12 protein-coding genes are annotated in these 17,083 nt (G+C 65.9%); 4 read left to right on the top strand and 8 right to left on the bottom strand.

What is annotated here, in order from left to right:
• Positions 1–105: 105 nt before the first annotated feature.
• Both ACTHQX_RS16330 and ACTHQX_RS16325 read left to right on the top strand, forming a co-directional pair.
• Positions 106–570, top strand: coding sequence for a GatB/YqeY domain-containing protein (locus tag ACTHQX_RS16330; RefSeq protein WP_236803364.1), 465 nt, complete (start codon positions 106–108; stop codon positions 568–570).
• Positions 571–709: 139 nt separating this feature from the next.
• Positions 710–907 (top strand): hypothetical protein, encoded by a 198-nt coding sequence (locus ACTHQX_RS16325; RefSeq protein WP_236803365.1) that lies wholly within the window; start codon positions 710–712, stop codon positions 905–907.
• Positions 908–965: 58 nt separating this feature from the next.
• Here the strand turns inward: ACTHQX_RS16325 and ACTHQX_RS16320 are convergent, their stop codons facing one another.
• The 5 genes from ACTHQX_RS16320 to ACTHQX_RS16300 form a co-directional block, all read right to left on the bottom strand.
• Positions 966–2,153, bottom strand: a complete 1,188-nt coding sequence (locus tag ACTHQX_RS16320) for a glycerate kinase (RefSeq protein WP_440158496.1) — start codon at positions 2,151–2,153, stop codon at positions 966–968.
• 1 nt (position 2,154) lies between these two features.
• Positions 2,155–3,642, bottom strand: coding sequence for a C4-dicarboxylate transporter DctA (dctA, locus tag ACTHQX_RS16315; RefSeq protein WP_236803367.1), 1,488 nt, complete (start codon positions 3,640–3,642; stop codon positions 2,155–2,157).
• A gap of 138 nt (positions 3,643–3,780) precedes the next feature.
• Positions 3,781–4,878, bottom strand: a complete 1,098-nt coding sequence (locus ACTHQX_RS16310) for a tartrate dehydrogenase (protein WP_236803368.1) — start codon at positions 4,876–4,878, stop codon at positions 3,781–3,783.
• A 136-nt stretch (positions 4,879–5,014) separates the two neighbouring features.
• Entirely contained in the window at positions 5,015–5,932 is a 918-nt protein-coding gene (locus ACTHQX_RS16305) for a LysR family transcriptional regulator (RefSeq protein WP_236803369.1), read from the bottom strand.
• A gap of 109 nt (positions 5,933–6,041) precedes the next feature.
• On the bottom strand, positions 6,042–6,584 hold the full coding sequence (locus tag ACTHQX_RS16300; RefSeq protein ID WP_440158493.1) for a hypothetical protein: 543 nt from the start codon (positions 6,582–6,584) through the stop codon (positions 6,042–6,044).
• 84 nt (positions 6,585–6,668) lie between these two features.
• Here ACTHQX_RS16300 and ACTHQX_RS16295 point away from each other — a divergent pair, with 84 nt between their 5' ends.
• A complete protein-coding gene (locus tag ACTHQX_RS16295) occupies positions 6,669–7,124 on the top strand; it encodes an SRPBCC family protein (protein WP_440158491.1) in 456 nt (151 codons plus the stop codon).
• A gap of 169 nt (positions 7,125–7,293) precedes the next feature.
• Here the strand turns inward: ACTHQX_RS16295 and ACTHQX_RS16290 are convergent, their stop codons facing one another.
• The 3 genes from ACTHQX_RS16290 to ACTHQX_RS16280 are packed head-to-tail and all read right to left on the bottom strand — an operon-like array spanning position 7,294 to position 10,493.
• Positions 7,294–8,412 carry an aminotransferase class V-fold PLP-dependent enzyme gene (locus ACTHQX_RS16290; RefSeq protein WP_440158490.1) on the bottom strand — a complete coding sequence of 373 codons (1,119 nt, stop codon included), beginning with the start codon at positions 8,410–8,412 and terminating at the stop codon, positions 7,294–7,296.
• Positions 8,413–8,448: 36 nt separating this feature from the next.
• Positions 8,449–10,125 (bottom strand): monocarboxylate uptake permease MctP, encoded by a 1,677-nt coding sequence (mctP, locus tag ACTHQX_RS16285; protein ID WP_440158489.1) that lies wholly within the window; start codon positions 10,123–10,125, stop codon positions 8,449–8,451.
• Complete coding sequence (locus ACTHQX_RS16280; RefSeq protein WP_440158488.1) at positions 10,122–10,493, bottom strand: DUF3311 domain-containing protein; 372 nt, start codon at positions 10,491–10,493, stop codon at positions 10,122–10,124. Before ACTHQX_RS16280 ends, mctP begins: the two co-directional genes overlap by 4 nt.
• Before the next feature lie 264 nt (positions 10,494–10,757).
• Between ACTHQX_RS16280 and ACTHQX_RS16275 the strand changes: the two genes are divergently transcribed.
• The gene (locus ACTHQX_RS16275; RefSeq protein WP_440174623.1) at positions 10,758–16,805 is read left to right on the top strand and encodes an Ig-like domain-containing protein; all 6,048 of its coding nucleotides are present in this window, start codon (positions 10,758–10,760) and stop codon (positions 16,803–16,805) included.
• The last annotated feature ends 278 nt before the right edge of the window (positions 16,806–17,083 follow it).

Genomic DNA, 17,083 nt, shown 5'->3' with positions numbered 1-17,083 from the left:
CGCGGGTTTCTGCGCGATGCGGGGTCCTGGGCATTGCTGTGTCCTAGTCGCTGCAGGCCAGCGGGTCCACGATTGAGGTACACACCCTGTCGAGAGAAGGAAGTCATGGCCACGCTGAAAGAACGCCTGCACGGGGACGTCGTAGCACACCTGAAGGAGCACAATAAGGTGGCCCTGGGCACCGTGCGTAGTGTCCTGGGCGAGATCGAGACCCGGGAGAAGTCGGGCAAGACGCCGGTGGCGCTCGACGACACGCAGGTGACGGCATTGCTGCAGAAGGAGGCGGCGAAACGGCGCGACACCGCCCGCATATACACCGAAGCGGGGGAAACGGAGCGGGCCGCCGCGGAAGTCGCCGAGGCAGAGGTTATTGAGGCCTACCTGCCGAAGGCCCTCACCGCACCCGAGGTGGAGGGCATCGTGGACGAGGTCATCGAAGGTTTGCGGGCGGACGGCACGGAGCTGTCCGTGCGGCACATGGGCGCCGTGATGAAGCCGGTGACGGCCCGGGTGGCAGGCCGTTTCGACGGCAAGGCGGTGAGCGATATCGTCCGGCAGAGGCTGACCTGAGCAGGGTGGGACGGGGCGACCTCAAGCCATCCACACTGCCTGCCAACCGGCACTGGCCGGTGATCGACACTGAACGGCAATCGACACTGCCCGGCAATGGGAGGACGATAAAAGTACACCAACTGTTAGGAGGTCGGTGATGTGCTATTCATCGTGTGAAGGATGGCGGAACTACAGGAAGGAAGCGGCCAAGGAGGCCGAGGGACGCCCGGAAGCAAGGCCGGCCGAGACCCCCGAACCCCAGGTGCAGGCAGAGGAAAGCAGGATGTGGGCCTACCTCGCCCGGCTGGAGGAAACCGCTGACCGTGGGCGTGACCGCATCCGCGAGAATGCATAGGCACAGCAAAGAAAGGCCCCGCAGCGGCGGGGCCTTTCTTTCTGCTTGCGGCCATCCGTCAGGAGGCCGGATGGCCAGTGCTTCGCTGCCGAAGTCCCGCTGCTATGTCCTGTCCGATCCGGTGCAGCAGTGCGGCGGACAGTTCGGGGTCTTTGGAGGAGTCCTGGTCCGTGTAGTCGGCCAGGGTGTAGACCCGGTCCAAGGACATCTCGGACCAGCGCTCCTGCGGGAGCAGCGACCGTCCGGCCACCGCGATGATCGGGCGGCCGCCCGACCGGCGGGCGACGGCGGCGGGAAGCTTGCCGGCCAGGGTCTGTTCGTCGATGCTGCCTTCGCCGGTGATGACGACGTCGCAGCTGTCCTTGCGGGCGTTGAAGTTCAGCAGGTCAAGGAAGTAATCGGCACCTGACACCTGCCTTGCCCCGAGCAGCAGGCAGGCGTAGCCGAGTCCTCCGGCGCTTCCGGCCCCTTCGTGCCCTGCCAGGGCCCCGGCCTGGGGAACGCCTGCCTCTGACAGTTTGGCCACGAGGTGCGCCAGGCCGGCGTCGAGGGCCGCGATCTCCGTGGACCCGGCGCCTTTCTGCGGTCCGAAGACGGCGGGGGCACCGGTGGGACCGAGCAGCGGATTGTGCACATCGCTGGCCACGATGAGGTCTGTATCCGCGAGTTCCGGCAGAACCGCGGGGTGGATGGAGCGGATCCGGCCCAGGGTCCTGCCGTTGCCGTCCAGCCGCCGCCCGTTGGCATCGAGGAAGCGGTAGCCCAGGGCGGTGAGCATTCCCATGCCGCCGTCGGTGCTGGCGCTTCCGCCCAGAGCCAGGACGATCCTCGCAGGACGAAGGCTGAGGGCAAACAGGACGGCTTCGCCGAAACCTCGGCTGGAGGCGTTCAGCGCCGCCAGCTTGCCTTCCGGCAGGAGTGCCAGTCCACAGGTGTTGGCGACCTCGACCACTGCGGTGGAGCCGTCGAACGCGATGCTGGCCTGGACGGGCTGGCCGGTGGGGCCGGCCACCGTGTAGCTGCGGCGGGTGAAGCCTGCGGCGACGGCGGCGTCGACGCTGCCGTCGCCGCCGTCGGCCAGGGGAAGCAGTTCGCACCGGACCGCTCCGGCCGTACCGGGCACATAAGCTGCCGAGCGGAGCCCGGCGGCCAGCGCCTGCGCGACTTCGGCCGCGGTGAGGCTGCCTTTGAACTTGTCGGGGGCGATGAGGGTCCGCACGGTCTGCGGGGCGGGGGTGCTGGTCATGTCAGACGTTTTCCGAGTAGGCGGGGCGGCGATCAGCGAACGGTGAGCGTTCGGCGTCGGCTACGTGCCGGGGTGTCGAATTTTCGCCGTCAGGGTGCTGCCTGGGTGAGTGGTGGCCGTATTCGGTCAGGTCGTCGTCGATGTCGGTGACGTCGTCGACGTGCACGGGATCCTCAGCGGGCATCGGCTCGACGGTTTCTCCGGCGAAGACGCGGCGGGCGCGGTCGGCGTCGAGGGTCCGGTCCCACCAGGCAATGAAGAGGGTGGCGACGGCGTTGCCGGTGAAGTTCACGATGGCCCGGCATTCAGACATGAACTTGTCGATGCCGAAGATGAGCATGATGCCGGCGGCCGGGATGGTGCCGATGGTGGTCAGGGTTGCGGTGAGGGCGATGAAGCCGCCGCCGGCGACGCCTGCTGCGCCCTTGGAGGTGAGCAGCATGACGGCGAGCAGGCCCAGCTGCTGCCCGATGGTCAGGTCGGTGTTGGTTGCCTGGGCGATGTAGAGGGCTGCCAGGGAGAGGTAGATGGCGGCGCCGTCGAGGTTGAAGCTGTAGCCGGTGGGAACGACGAGGCCGACGGTTTCCTTCTTCACGCCGGCGTGCTCGAGCTTGCGCATCAGGCCGGGCAGGGCCGGTTCGGCGGTGGAGGTGCCCAGGATGAGCATGTATTCCTCTTTGAGGTGCCGGATCATCGTGAAGATGTTCAGCTTCAGGAACGCCATGACCGAGCCGAGAACCACCACGATGAACAGGATGGAGGTGACGTAGAACAGGGCGATGAGTCCGCCCATGCTGGTCAGCGAGGACACGCCGTACTTGCCGACAGCGAACGCCATCGCGCCGAATGCGCCGAGCGGGGCGGCCTTCATGATGAAGCTCAGGATCTTGAACATGACACCGGTGAGGCGCTGCACGCCGTCCAGGACGGGGGCGCCGACCTTGCCCATGGCGTTCAGGGCGATGCCGAAGACGACGGCGATGAAGATGATCTGCAGGATGTCGCCCTCAACGAACGGGCCAACGATGCTGTTGGGAATGATGTGGGTGAGGAACTGCCACCATTCCTGGTGCGCGCCGGCGTCGATGAGCTTCGCGGCGGACTCGGAGGTCTTGATGGTGGACGCGTCGGCGTTGACCCCGTCACCGAGGCGGAAGACGTTGATGGCGACCAGGCCAAAGACCATGGCGCAGATCGTGCCGATCTGGAAGTAGGTCAGGGCCTTCAGGCCTGTCATGCCGACCTTCTTCAGGTCGGCGACGCTGGCGATGCCGCCCACGATCGTGAGGAACACGATGGGGCCGATGAGCATCTTCATCGAGTTCACGAACGTGGTGCCGATGGGTTCCATGGCGATGCCCGTGGACGGCGCGAGCCAGCCGACCAGGATGCCGATGAGAATGGCGGTCAGTACCCAGAAGTACAGCTGCCTGTACCAGCGGGTTTTGCGGGCAGGGGCTGCCTGGCCGGCGGTGGTGATGTGGTCCATGATTCCTACCTCATTGTGGAATGTCGCTGGAGATGTCTTGAAGAATGAATGTGCGGGACGGGCGGGAGTTAGTTACCTCGCCGCCCGTCCCGGTGCTGGTTTGTGCGCTCGGCGGGCCGGGCGCGGGAGGTGTTGTGGCTAGACGGTTGCCAGCGTGCTGGTCAGGGCCTTGATGATCGCCTCGGTGACGTCCTCGGTGTTGGCGTCGCCGCCGATGTCGCGGGTCAGGTATCCGGCGCCGGTGGTCTGCTCGATGGCGGCCTCCACCTTGCGGGCTTCCTCGTGCAGGCCGAAATGGTCCAGCATCAGCGCGGCGCTGGCGATCGCGCCGATCGGGTTGCTGATGCCCTTGCCGGCGATGTCCGGGGCGGAGCCGTGGACCGGTTCGAACATGGACGGGAAGCGGCGCTCGGGGTTCAGGTTGGCGCTGGCGGCCAGGCCCAGGCTGCCGGCCAGTGCCGAGCCCAGGTCGGACAGGATGTCCGCGTTCAGGTTCGAGGCCACGACGACGGAGAGGTCCTCGGGCTTGAGGATGAACTTCGCGCTCATGGCGTCCACCAGGACGCTTTCGGTCTGTACGTCGGGGTAGTCCAGGGCCACGCGGTTGAAGACTTCATCCCAAAGGACCATGCCGTACTGCTGGGCGTTGGACTTGGTGACCGAGGAAACCTTCTTTACCGTCCGGGTCCGGGCCAGGTCGAAGGCGAAGCGCATGATGCGCTCGCAGCCCTTCTCGGTGAACAGCGCGGTCTGCAGGGCCACTTCGTTGCCGGGGCCGCGGCCGCTGAGGTTCCGGCCGCCGAGGCCCGCGTACTCGCCTTCGCTGTTCTCGCGGACCACGATCCAGTCGAGTTCGGTGTTGTCCGCCTTGCGGAGCGGGGACTCGACACCCGGGAGGAACTTGACCGGGCGGATGTTGGCCCACTGGTCGAAGTTCTGGGTGATGTTCAGGCGCAGGCCCCACAGGCTGATGTGGTCCGGGACGTTTTCCCAGCCGACGGCGCCGAAGTAGATGGCGTCGAAGTCCTTCAGGGCGTCCAGGCCGTTGGGGTCCATCATCTGGCCGGTCTTTTCGTAGTAGCCGCAGCCCCAGGGGAACTCGGTCCAGTCGAAGGCGAACTTGCCCCCGGAGTTCTCTGCCAGGGCGTCCAGGACGCGGCGGCCGGCGGAGACAACTTCCTTGCCGACGCCGTCTGCGGGGATTGAAGCGATGCTGAATTTCTGGGTGGCGCTCATGTGCCGACCTCCTCGTTGAGTTTGTTGGCAGCGTGGCCCTGTTAGCGGGGTCACACTGTTTTCTTCCTCTTCAAGTAGACGGTCCGGCGGCTGTTCGCGTCCAAGACTTAGTTTCGATACGGCAGATAGGTTCTGCCTATCGTTCCAGCGTCCGGTCGGCGTCCGGTTCCTTGACCACGTGCAGCTCAGCAACTTTCAGGAAGGCATGGGCAGCGGGCGTCAGGCCGTCCTTCCGGCTCAGGATGGCCACGTCCAGATGGGAAACGGGTTCGATCTGAACGGTCCGCAGTCCGGCCTTGTGTGCCGTCGGCGCCCAGGACGATGGCATGACGGCATGTCCGACGCCCGCCAGCACCAGGGGAAGGATCGAGGTCCGGTGCGCCACTTCGACGACGATTTCTGCTTTGACGCCATGGGCAAGGGCGTCGTCCACGAGCCACCGCATCAGTGATCCGCGCTGGCTGGCGATCAGCCGGTGCCCGTCGAGGTCCTCCCGCTGGATGGTGCTCCCGGCGGTGAACGTGTCGGCGTGGGGGTTGACGATGAGGATGAGCGGCTGGCGTTCCAGGTCCAGGACGTTGACTCCGGGGACGCGGATGGGACTCGAGGATCCGGCCAGGCCGATTTCGGTGCTGCCGCTGCGGACCGACTCGACCACCTCCTCCGGAGTGAAGGCGGCGCTGACGTTGAGGCGGACCTCCGGGTGCAGCCTGGTGAACTCGGCGGTCATGGATGTCAGCGGCTCGATGCCGGGGGAGGGCATGGTGATGATGTCCAGGCGGCCGCTCCGCAGGCCGCGAAGCGACTGAACGGCGGACTGGGCCGCGTCCAGATCCCGCATCACCAGCCGGGCGGGGCCTACCAATTCCTTTCCGGCCTCGCTGAGGACAGCCCTTCGCCCGATGCGGTGGAACAGCGGCACGCCCAGGTCCTTTTCCAGGCTGGCGATGGTCTGGGACAGGGACGGCTGGGCGATGAGCAGGTGTTCTGCCGCGCGGTTGAATCCGTCGTGGTCAACCACCGCCAGGAAATACTTCAGCTTCCGGGTGTCCACGCCAGCTCCTTCTCCGGTCCGTTCGTTTGGCCCGGTCCGTTCGTTTGGCCCGGACCTGGCCCTTCCCTTCGTGGCGGAGGCCCGGCGGGGCTCTGATAGCTTACGCCTATCAGCGGCCGCGGGACGTGATCCGAAAGCCCGCCACGGCGCCGGAGGGGTGACCGGACTCGAGCCGCAGCAAACGCGCCTGGATTGGGCCGCGCTCCAGTTTGGCCGCGTGCTCTGAGACCTCGCCGCAGTCGAACGCAGTCTCCACGATCTCAGGGTCCCCCTGATTCGCCTGGCTGACCGACAGCTGCGCGTCCGGGGCGCCAACGCACGCGAAGGTGACTGTGTACTGCCCGGCCGCCGGTACCTGTCCGGTCTTGGAAGAGCCCATGGACTGCCCGCCGCCGACAAGTACGGAGTCGGCCAGGACGAGCCCGGTGGCCGGTGCGCTGCCAAGGAGTTGGTCCAGTTTGGTTCGGTTGCTGGCGATGCGGGCAGCGAGCGCGGGATCGTCTGCCGGCTGCGGCGGGCGGCGGGTAGCTGGTGACACGGCGTCCGTCGGTGTGTCTCGTTCGGTTGCGTACTCGCAGCCGGCCATGCTGCCGGATACGAGCAGGCCTGCCAAAAGTATCCGTGCCTGCCGTGTTCCCCCAAGTCCTGACATGCCCCGAGCCTACGTGAGGCGGTGCCGAGGGCAAGCGTTCAAAGGCTGTCAACGCGCCGGTGAAACGGCTGGCATACTCTGAGCATGGCCGTCACCTTCGAATGCACCTCGCGGACAACCATCGGGATGACCGAGCTGTTCGACCTCTCCCGGAGCATCGACGCCCACAAGGACTCGATGGCCCGTTCCCGGGAGGAAGCCGTTGGAGGCGTCACGTCCGGGCTTATCGCTTTGGGGCAGGAGGTCACCTGGCGCGCCTGGCACTTCGGGCTGCTTATACGGATGACGAGCCGGATCACGGAGATGCAGGCACCGCACTACTTCGTCGATGAACAGGTCCGGGGGCCGTTCCTCCGCTTTCGCCACCTCCACGAATTCAGTGAGGTCCCGGCCGGAACTGTCATGGTGGACCGGATCGACTTCGCGGCGCCGTTCGGGCTTCTGGGACGCGTCGCGGAGAGACTCTTCCTGGCGCGCTACCTCCGCAAGCTCATTGAGACGCGCAACCAGCACCTGACCGCCGGAGCACGGGCTGAGTGATGCTCCGGCGGCCAAGCCCAAGCAACCGCCTACTGAACTGCTAGCTCCTGCACGGCAAGTTCGTGTTCTGCCGCCTTCCGGGACTTCCGCGACTGGGCGCAGTGGCTGCCTGCCTTTCCGTGCCTTCGCCCAACAGCGCTGCTCCATTGCTACGGACGCATTGCTCATCTCACCGGCCCGCAATGAGCTCTGCGACCCGAACCAGCTCTTCCTCAAGATTATAGAAATGGGTCGCCAGGCGGATCCTGCCGGCCCGGAGTGACACAACCACGTTTGCACCGCGCAGCCGGGCCATGACCTCGTCCGGGGCGCTCACCGGAACGGAGATGATGGTGGAGCGGTGTTCTGCGGGGAAGGACCGGAAGCTGACGCCAGCCGCTTCCAGCGCGTTCTGCAGGTGGAGCGCCAGCCGGGCATTACGCTCCAAGACCGCACCCATACCGAACCGGCGAAGGACAGAGAGCCCCGCCTGGTCGGCCAGCGCCGGAAACCACGCCAACGAAGCGTCCAACTTCGACGCCGTCGGCGACAGGTCCATGTCCGGGCCAAGGAAGCTCTCGAACGGCAGGCGGGCGGCCTTCCAGCCCGGCACGATGGGTTGAAGGCGGTCGAGCAGCCCGGGGCGGACGTAGAGGTAACCCATGCCCCGCGACCCGAGAAGGAATTTGTGGCTGGCGGCTGCCAGGAAATCCACTCCGTCGCGCGCCACGTCAAGGGGAACGGCACCGGCCGCCTGGCAGGCGTCAACGAAAAACCAGGCTCCTGAGCCGGCGGCGATGCGGCTGACCGACGCCAGGTCCGCCCGGAATCCGGTAACGGGATGAACGGCGCTGACAGCGATCAGGCGGGTTCCGCCGTCGGCAGCCCGGCCGAGGGCTTCGGCCGGCACCACCTCCCCGTCCGCAGCGACGGCCCGCACGTCGTAGCCGCGTTCCCGGAGCAAGAGCCAGGGGTAGTAGTTCGAGGTGAATTCGTTCTCGCCCACCACGATGTTCTCCCCGCGCCTGGCGGGCGGCAGATTGGCGGCAACAATCCCCGCCGCAGTGCTGACGGCGGGGACGATGGCGATGTCCGCCGCTGTGGCTCCAATGATCTCCGCGAACATGCCGCGGGCGTGCTCACCCGCCTGCTCGGCCTCCATCCAGTCGAACCGCCCGGCCGCCCAGCGCTCCGCAGCCAGTTCGTATGCTTCCCTGGCAGGTGCGCAGCCGACGCACATGGTGGCAGTGTTCAGGTAGATGGTGTCTTTGAGCCCGGGGAAAAGCCCCCGGATGTCGCTGACGTTCATGGCATGGGCCGTCCTTCATCTAGGCCACGGGTGCATCTAAGCCACGGGTGACGGTCCTCCCGGTTCGACGAAACGCTGGGTCCGTTCGATCTCGGCAACCTTCGGGTCCGTTTCATCAGCGCCGTAGTCAGACCGGCGTGTCTTGTCCTCTCCCTGGGGCACCTTCAGTGCCCTCAGCACCAGGGTCAGCACGACGGCGACCAGCAGGTTGAGCACGAACGCCGCCACGGCGATATACACAGTGAAGTCGGTCCCCGGGAGGGGAGCAATGGAACCGCCGAAGTGTGCGTGCGTGACAGGATTGATGACGTTGTAGGCCGAGGCGGTGCCGAAGGCTATTCCTACCGCCCATCCCACCAGCAGTGCCCAGCGGTCGAACCACCGCGTATAGAGGCCGGCCACGACAGCGGGGAACGTCTGCAGAATCCAGATGCCGCCCAGCAGCTGCATGTTGATGGCCGCGGACTGGTCCATGGCGATGACGAAAATCAGCGCACCGACCTTCACCACGAGCGAGACAATCTTGGACACCTTCGCCTCAGTCTTCGGATCCACGTCGGGCCGGAGGAAGTCCCGGTAGATGTTGCGAGTAAACATGTTGGCCGCGGCAATGGACATGATGGCTGCCGGTACCAGCGCCCCGATGGCGATGGCAGCCAGGGCCACCCCCGCAAACCAAGCCGGGAAGTGGTCCAGGAACAGCTGCGGCACCACTAGCTGGGGATTGACCGCCCCGTTCAGGTCGATCGGCTTGGTGCCGGCCTTAATGGCCACGAAGCCTAGCAGCGCGAGGAATCCGAGCATAAGGGAGTACAGCGGCAGAATCGCGGCGTTGCGCCGGATGGTGTTGCGTCCCTTGGACGCGAGCACGCCGGTGATGGAGTGCGGGTACATAAACAGCGCCATGGCCGATCCGAGTGCCAGCGTCCAGTAGGCCGAGTAGTTGGCGCCCGATGGGATGAATACCCCGGTGGGCTTGCCGGTCGCCTCGTTGACGGTGTCCAGCTTCGTTTTCGCCGCCCCGAAGATCGCGTCCCACCCGCCGAACTTGATCGGCAGGTAGATGACCGCGACGATCACTGCGAGGTAGATGAGCAGGTCCTTCACGACGGCGATCATCGCCGGTGCCCGCAACCCAGAGGTGTAGGTGTACGCGGCCAGCACGACGAACGCCAGAATCAGCGGCAGGTCCGTCAGCAGCACATTCTCGGAGCTGCCCAGGCCGAGCACGGTGAGGACAGCCTTGATGCCCACGAGCTGGAGGGCGATGTACGGCATGGTTGCCACAATGCCGGTGACGGCGACGGCAAGGGACAGCCAGCGGCTCCCGTAGCGGCCTCCCACGAAGTCCGCCGAGGTGACGTAGCCGTGCCGGTGGGACACCGACCAGAGCCGGCTCATAATGATGAAGATGATCGGGTAGAGGACGATCGTGTAGGGCACCGCGAAGAAGCCGCTGACGGCCCCAGTGGCCCACATCGCGGCAGGAACGGCAACGAACGTATAGGCGGTGTAGAGGTCGCCGCCCAGCAGGAACCACGTGATCCATGTCCCGAAGCCTCGTCCGCCCAGCCCCCACTCGTCGAGGCTGTGCAGCCCCTCGCTCTCCGCCGTCCTGCGCCACCGGGCGGCCAGGAAGCCCATGACGGCGACGACGACGAAGAGCAGCACCACGATGATGAGGGCGACCCAGTTGATCTGGCGCCCGTTCACGGCCCTTCATCTCCGTCCGCTGCTTCACCGTCTGGCCCGGATGATCCAGCTCGGGCCGCTGCCCGCCGTCGTCGGTCTTCCGTGTTCACGAGCCAGTACGCCACGCCGCTTAAGGCAGCGGAAAGTGGAACCCAGAGCAGCTGGTACCAGTAGAAGAACGGCATGCCGCCCAAGGTCGGCGCGTTGAAGGAGTAAGTCTGCGGCATGAGCGGTAGCAGGATCGCGACGGAAAGCAGTACGCCGGCGATGACATACCGCCCGCGCCGCGCCGGGCCTCGGGTTGCGGTGTTACGGGTTGGCTGTCCGCTGCCGGGGGGAACCCCTGGGATGGGGCGCTGCCTCGGGCCAGGACGATCTTGATGGGACACCCCACGACCTCCTTGTCAGCCCGTCTCCCGGACTCCGGATCCCCGGAGGGCGGTGGGGCGGAGGTTACAAACGTTGCCCTCCAGTTCCTTTGTACGCCGCTCCAGCCCGCTCTGGAAGAGAGCGGTTCCGGCCGAGGCAGGGGGTGCGGGGACCGGCACCGGTAGCGCTCCCGACGCCGGCGTTGGCTCGGAAACTGCCGGTATGTCCGCGTATATTAGCTTCGGGCTAATCACGAGACTGGGGGACGGATGCCGCTTCGTTTATTGACGCGTGCAAAACAACGCGCACTGGCGTCGGCAACGACGTTTTCGGCCATTGGACTGCTTGTGGCGGTGGCAGTCATCCACCCGGGATTCCGGACCACGCAGATCGACCTGAACGACGGCGGCGTGTGGGTAACAAACTCCGACATGAACCTCGTGGGCCACCTGAACTTTCAGTCCAAAACGTTGGACGGCGGCCTCATGGCAGCGAGCTCCGACTTTGACGTCCTCCAACACAGCAGCACTGTGCTCGTGTCTGACCGCGGCAACGCCTCCCTGGGCAGGGTCAAGGTTTCCGAGGTCACCCTTGAACCGCCCCAGCAGCTTCCGGGATCGGCGGTCCCGGCTTTCGGGGAAAAAGCGGTGGCGCTGGCTGACCCGAACTCGGGCCGGCTCTGGGTGACGCAGAGCAGTATGCTCGGCTCTGTCGACTTCGATTCACAGGAGCCCGTCCTGAGCGATGCCAAAGGCATCGTCGCGACGGTAGGAGCCGATGACGTCGTTTATGCCGCGGACCCTGGGCGCGGGGAAGTAACTTCCCTTCGTGTGAATGCGACCGGCGGAGTGGATTCCCGCAACACCGTGGAGTACCAGTCGATCCGGAATAAGGAAAATGTCCAGGTCGCCGCCGTCGGGGATCAGCCCGTCATATTCGACGCCGACGCCGGGACCCTTCACCTGCCTTCCGGCCGGCTGGCGCAGGTGCCGGATGCGGCGGACGCCAAGCTGCAGCAAAGCGGCCCCGCCGCGGACTTTGTCGCCGTCGCCACAAAGAAGGGCCTGATCAAGCAACCCCTGGACGGTTCTGCGGCGACGGTTGTAAAGCTCGGAACGTCGGGGACACCTGCCACTCCGGTCCATGTGAACGGCTGCGTCTACGCGGCGTGGTCCGGGGCAGGCAAATATCTGCGGGATTGTGCAAACGCGGCTGACAGCCGGAGGGCTGACATTCCCGGTGCAGGCGCCCGCTCCAACCTGGTCTTTCGCGTCAACCGGGACATCGTGGTCCTTAACGACGTCACGTCCGGCAACGTCTGGTTAGTCACCGAGAACATGAGGCTCGTAGCCAACTGGGACGAGATCATTCCTCCGCCGAGCAAGACCGAGGCACAGGACGAACCCGCCGCGGAAGACAACCTGGTGGACACTCTCCCGGATCGCACCAAAGAGAACCGGCCGCCCTCCGCCAGGGACGACCAGTTCGGAGTGCGGCCCGGCCGGACAACGCTACTGCCAGTTCTGGACAACGACTCGGACCCGGACGGAGACGTCCTCACCGTCCAGCTCCAGGGCGACAACCCCGGCGCCGGCAGTGTGCAGGCCGTCTACAACGGAACCGGCCTGCAGGTGAAGGTGCCAGCCAATGCAACCGGAACGTCACAGTTCCGGTACCTGGCCAGTGACGGCCGCGGCGGCACCGCCGGAGCCACGGTTACCCTGACCGTAAAGGACCCAGCCAGCAACGGGGCGCCGGCACAGAAACGTGCGCCCACCATCATCCTGGAGCAGGGCAAAAGTATCTCCCAGAACGTCCTCACGGACTGGGCCGATCCCGACGGCGACGACCTGCTGCTTCTGGGAGCACGCACTTCCAGCGAAGGCGACCAGGTGCGTACCCGGGCGGACGGTCTTTTGACCTTCAAGGACGTGGGATCAACGCTGGGCAAAAAGGACGTCGTGATCACTGTCTCCGACGGCCGGGACCAGGTCGAGGGCACGGTGGTGGTGGATGTCCGCGCCAAAGGCGACCTTCCGCCGAAGGCCAACGCGGACCACGTTTCGGGTACCGCCGGGCAGGACATTCTGGTCTCTCCGCTGAAGAATGACAGCGACCCCACCGGCGAAGGACTGCGGCTGACACGCGTGGCAGGCGCGAAGGAGCAGGCAATTACCCCCGACTACCAGGCGGGGACCTTCACCTTCCGTGCAGCCAACGCCGGAACGTATTACGTGACGTATCTGGTGACCAATGGACCTGACAGCTCTGAGGGACTCGTGCGGATCGATGTCCGTGCCGCCGGGGCTGGGCGGGGTGAGCCGGTCGCCGTCGCCGATACAGCACTGCTGCCGGTGGGAGGCGAAGTGCTGCTGGACGCGCTCGCCAACGACTCGGACCCGGCCGGTGGCGTTCTTGTCATCCAGTCCGTGGGGCTTCCCCGGAACTCGGCTGTAGCCGTCGCCGTGGTCAATCACCAGATCCTGCGCATTACCGACGTCCGTGGCCTGACTGCGCCCACGAGCCTGACGTACACGGTGTCCAACGGCGTGGCCAGCGCAACCGGGCAGGTAACCATCCTGCCCGTTCCGGCTCCTGCCAAACTGCTCCCGCCTGTCGCGGCCCCGGATGAAATCACAGTGCGGGCGAACGACGTCGCCACCATCGCCGTGCTTGCCAATGACGCCCACCCGAACGGCGCCAAGCTGAAGCTGAAGCCGGTCCTCGTGCAGGGAATCAGCCCAGCCCAAGGCCTCCTCGCTGTGTCGGGGGACGTGCTTCGGTTCAAGGCAGGCAGGGCAGGAGGAACGGTGCACGCGATCTACGCCGTTACCGGCCCCGACGGGCAGGAAGACTCGGCGCAAGTGACCATTCACATTCGCGGCGAGGGCACGAACTCCAGGCCGCTTCCCCACAATGTCACCGGTCGGGTCGTAGCCGGCAACACCACAAGGATCGCAATTCCGCTGGACGGTATTGATCCCGACGGCGACTCTGTCACCTTGGTGGGGCTGGAGCAGGCACCGCGCAAGGGAACAGCTGTGGTAGGTGCCCACTATGTCGAATACACTGCGCCCACCAACGCCGCCGGACAGGACACCTTCACCTACGTGGTGGAGGACCGGTTCGGGGCACGGTCCACCGCCCGCGTGGCCGTGGGCATCGCACCCGCGCCCGGATCCAACCAGCGTCCCGTGGCCGTTGAGGACAGCATCACCGTCCTCCCGGGGCGGCACGTGGCAGTGGACGTGCTGGCCAACGATTCCGACCCCGACGGCGACAATGTCACCCTTACATCCAACCGGCTGGAAGCTGCCCCGGAGTTGGAGGCCGAGGTCATCGACGGACGGGTGCAACTCACCGCACCGTCGCCTTCCGAAGCCTCCACCACAGCGATCGTCCGGTACGAGATCAGCGATGGCCGCGGCGGCACCGCCGTCGGAACCCTCAAAGTCCAGGCGCGCAAGGACGCCGCCACGTTGGCGCCAGTCGCCCGGGACGACCGGGTGGCGTTCGCGGAAACCCTGGGCAAGGCCGTCGTCGAAGTCCCCGTCCTGAAGAACGACGAAGACCCGGACGGAGTCGCCGCGGAACTGAAGATAACCTTCCCGGAAGCGGCACCCACTGCCAGCATCTCGGCTCCCGGTAAGGTTTCGGTGCGGCTGGAGAGCCAGCCGCAGATCATCGCATACACCGTCACCGACGTGGACAAGCTCAGCTCAACGGCGTTCATCGTGGTACCCGGCTTGCAAGGCCAGGCACCCGCTCTACGGAGCACCGCACCGTTGGACGTGGTCAGCGGCCAACAGCTGACCATGAACCTGCGGGACCTGGTGGTGGTCCGTGCCGGCAAGAGCCCCCGCATCACCCAGGACACCAAGGTCCAGGCGGTCGCTTCCAATGGAGCGCCGCTGGTGAAGGACGCGACCACCATCGTGTTCACTTCCGCCGACGACTACGCAGGCCCGGCAGCGGTTTCCCTCGAGGTCACCGACGGCGTGAGCGTTGATGACCCTGACGGACGTACTGCGGTCCTGACCATTGGCATCAGGGTCCTTCCCGACCCGGGGCGCAACCATCCGCCGGCTTTCCCGTCCAGCACCGTAGACGCTGCGGTGGGCGAGGAAGCCACCCTGGACCTGCGCCAGGTGGCTACCGACGTCGACAAGGCAGATAGGGACAAGCTCACCTTTGCCCTCCAAGGGACACCGCCGGCCGGCATCAAGGCCTCATTGGACGGCAGCCTTTTCAAGGCCACCGTCGGCAGTGCAGCCAAGGGGAGCACGCTGACCGTGCGCGTCACCGTCTCGGACGGCCGCAGCGCACCGGTTGCAGGTGCCGTGGACGTCCGGGTGGTCGCGTCCAAGCGTCCCCTTGCCGCAGCGAACGACGACGTCATCGCCAGCGCCCGGGCCGGGCAATCACAGCAGGTACCGGTGCTGGACAACGACATTAACCCGTTCCCGGAATCACCGCTGAAAATACTCAGCGCCGCCGTCGAAACCGGAGCGGGTACGGCAGCCGTGGAGGGCGGCATCGTCGTCGTGACGCCCGCCGAGGAGTTCGTTGGCACAATGGTGGTCCGCTACCGCGTCCAGGACAAAACGCAGGACGCGGAACGCGAAGTTGACGGCCGCGTTCGGCTCACCGTCAAGGACAAGCCGGACGCTCCGTCCACGCCAACTGTCGGGGAAGTGCGCGACCGTACCGTGGTCCTCAACTGGTCGCCTCCCGCCAACAACGGAGCCGCAATCACCGGGTACAAGGTCAGTGGCAGCGGAGGGTTCTCGCAGCAGTGCCCTGCGACCACGTGCACGCTGACGGGCCTGACCAACAACGTGGAGTACACCTTCACTGTGGTAGCCACGAACGAGCTGGGCGACTCGGCACCGTCTCCGGCTTCGGCACCTGCCCGTCCTGACGCGAAGCCGGATACCCCGGCAGCGCCGGCGCTGGTTTTTGGCGACAAATCCCTCACGGTGAACTGGGTACCTCCCAAGAGCAACGGCTCACCGGTGGAGAGCTACAACCTGGAGATCTCACCCGCACCTCCGGCAGGAAACATTAGGGCAAGCAAGGTTACGGGGACGTCCTACCGGTGGACGGGCCTCCAGAACGGGACGCCGTACCAGGTCAGGATCCAGGCTTCCAACAAGGCGCCGGATCCATCGGAGTGGAGCGCCTATTCAGCCAGTGTCATTCCGGCCGGCGCGCCGGGAGCTCCCGGCAAGCCCAGCACCACCCGGACCACCTCCGGCGGGACGGAATCGATCATGGTGGTGTCGTGGACGCCGGCAGCGGACAACGGCGCCTCCATCGACACCTACACCGTCAACGCAATGCAGGGTGGGTCCACGGTAGCGAGCAGCACCGTGTCCGGCAGTCAGCTGAGCGTGCCTGTGACCGTCGGCAACTCCGCCACCGATTACACCTTCACGGTTGTGGCCAAAAATAAGGCAGGTACGTCAGCGGCGAGTGCTCCGTCGGACCCCCGCCGTGCTTTCGGCGCGCCCGGTGCCGTCCCGGGCGTCCGGGCCGATCCATTGGACAACGCGGTGCAGCTTTCCTTCGGTGCGGCCGCGGGCAACGGTGCCACACCGAGCTACCAGTACCAGGTCAACGGAGGCAGCTTCTTGGCAGTGCCGTCGGACAAGGTCATCCGGTCCGGTGTGCCCAACAACGGCAACTACACCATCGGGGTGCGCGCCGTGAACAGCGCGGACGGCGCCACCTACGAAGGGCCGGTCACCAACTCCAACCCAGTGGCGCCGTACGGCAAACCGCATGCGGCGAGCGTCAACCCCGTTACTGTGACCACGACGGTGAGGTTCGACGTCGGTGCCGTGGTCAATAACGGACGCCGGGTCGTGGCGCTGGAGTACCAGTCATCGGACGGGAAGTCAGGCACGTTGGGTGCCGGGGGAGGATCCGTCACCACCGGTAACGGGTACGACCAATCCATCTCCTTCACCGTGACAGTCGTGGATGACCTCGGCCAGCGCACAGCGGTCTCGGCGTCCGGAAGGACGGCCCCGGCGAAGTACCTCATGGTGGACAACGGCACCGCGAGTCCCGGCACCTGCGAATGGCCCACCAACGGCACCTCTTCTCCGGACACAGCGGCCAACTGTGCCGCCGGCGGCGGAACCTTCGTGGCGCAGGGCACGCGGGTGCAGGTGCAGTGCGTGACCACCGGTGCCGCGTACACCATTTACGACGGAGCCACCGGCCGCCCCACCGGGTCCACGAGCAACGTTTGGTACAAGGTGATCAACAACCTCTGGATCCGTCCGACCGACGGGCCGGTGGATTCGGGGGTTCCGGCCTGCTGACGTGGCCTTGGGGCCCCGGACTATCCAGCTGAACTCCCCGGCCGCTTGCGCGGCCGGGGAGTTCGCCGTTCAGGGCAGCGCGAAAATCACGGAGCGGTGCAGGTCAACGTGCCGTGGTCATACCTGACCTTTTCGATTGCGGAGAGGAAGCGGCCATCATAGGAGTGCCGGGCGGCGGCGGTGCACTCAGATCGGAGAAGGTCATGATTAAGGCCCTGCTGTGCAAGCTGAACATTCTCAACGAATGGCACGTCGAACATACCGACGACGGGAGTCTG

The organism is Arthrobacter sp. SAFR-023, from assembly GCF_051965295.1.
In the GTDB taxonomy this organism is placed as follows: domain Bacteria; phylum Actinomycetota; class Actinomycetes; order Actinomycetales; family Micrococcaceae; genus Arthrobacter.
Note: the sequence above shows the minus strand (reverse complement) of the source record. Positions and strands in the feature narration are given on the sequence as shown.

Bases quoted from the DNA above. Each gene is read 5' to 3' on its own strand.
- ACTHQX_RS16330 (WP_236803364.1), top strand. From the start codon at position 106: ATGGCCACGCTGAAAGAACGCCTGCACGGGGACGTCGTAGCACACCTG.
- ACTHQX_RS16325 (WP_236803365.1), top strand. From the start codon at position 710: ATGTGCTATTCATCGTGTGAAGGATGGCGGAACTACAGGAAGGAAGCG.
- ACTHQX_RS16320 (WP_440158496.1), bottom strand. From the start codon at position 2,153: ATGACCAGCACCCCCGCCCCGCAGACCGTGCGGACCCTCATCGCCCCC.
- dctA (WP_236803367.1), bottom strand. From the start codon at position 3,642: ATGGACCACATCACCACCGCCGGCCAGGCAGCCCCTGCCCGCAAAACC.
- ACTHQX_RS16310 (WP_236803368.1), bottom strand. From the start codon at position 4,878: ATGAGCGCCACCCAGAAATTCAGCATCGCTTCAATCCCCGCAGACGGC.
- ACTHQX_RS16300 (WP_440158493.1), bottom strand. From the start codon at position 6,584: ATGTCAGGACTTGGGGGAACACGGCAGGCACGGATACTTTTGGCAGGC.
- ACTHQX_RS16295 (WP_440158491.1), top strand. From the start codon at position 6,669: ATGGCCGTCACCTTCGAATGCACCTCGCGGACAACCATCGGGATGACC.
- ACTHQX_RS16290 (WP_440158490.1), bottom strand. From the start codon at position 8,412: ATGAACGTCAGCGACATCCGGGGGCTTTTCCCCGGGCTCAAAGACACC.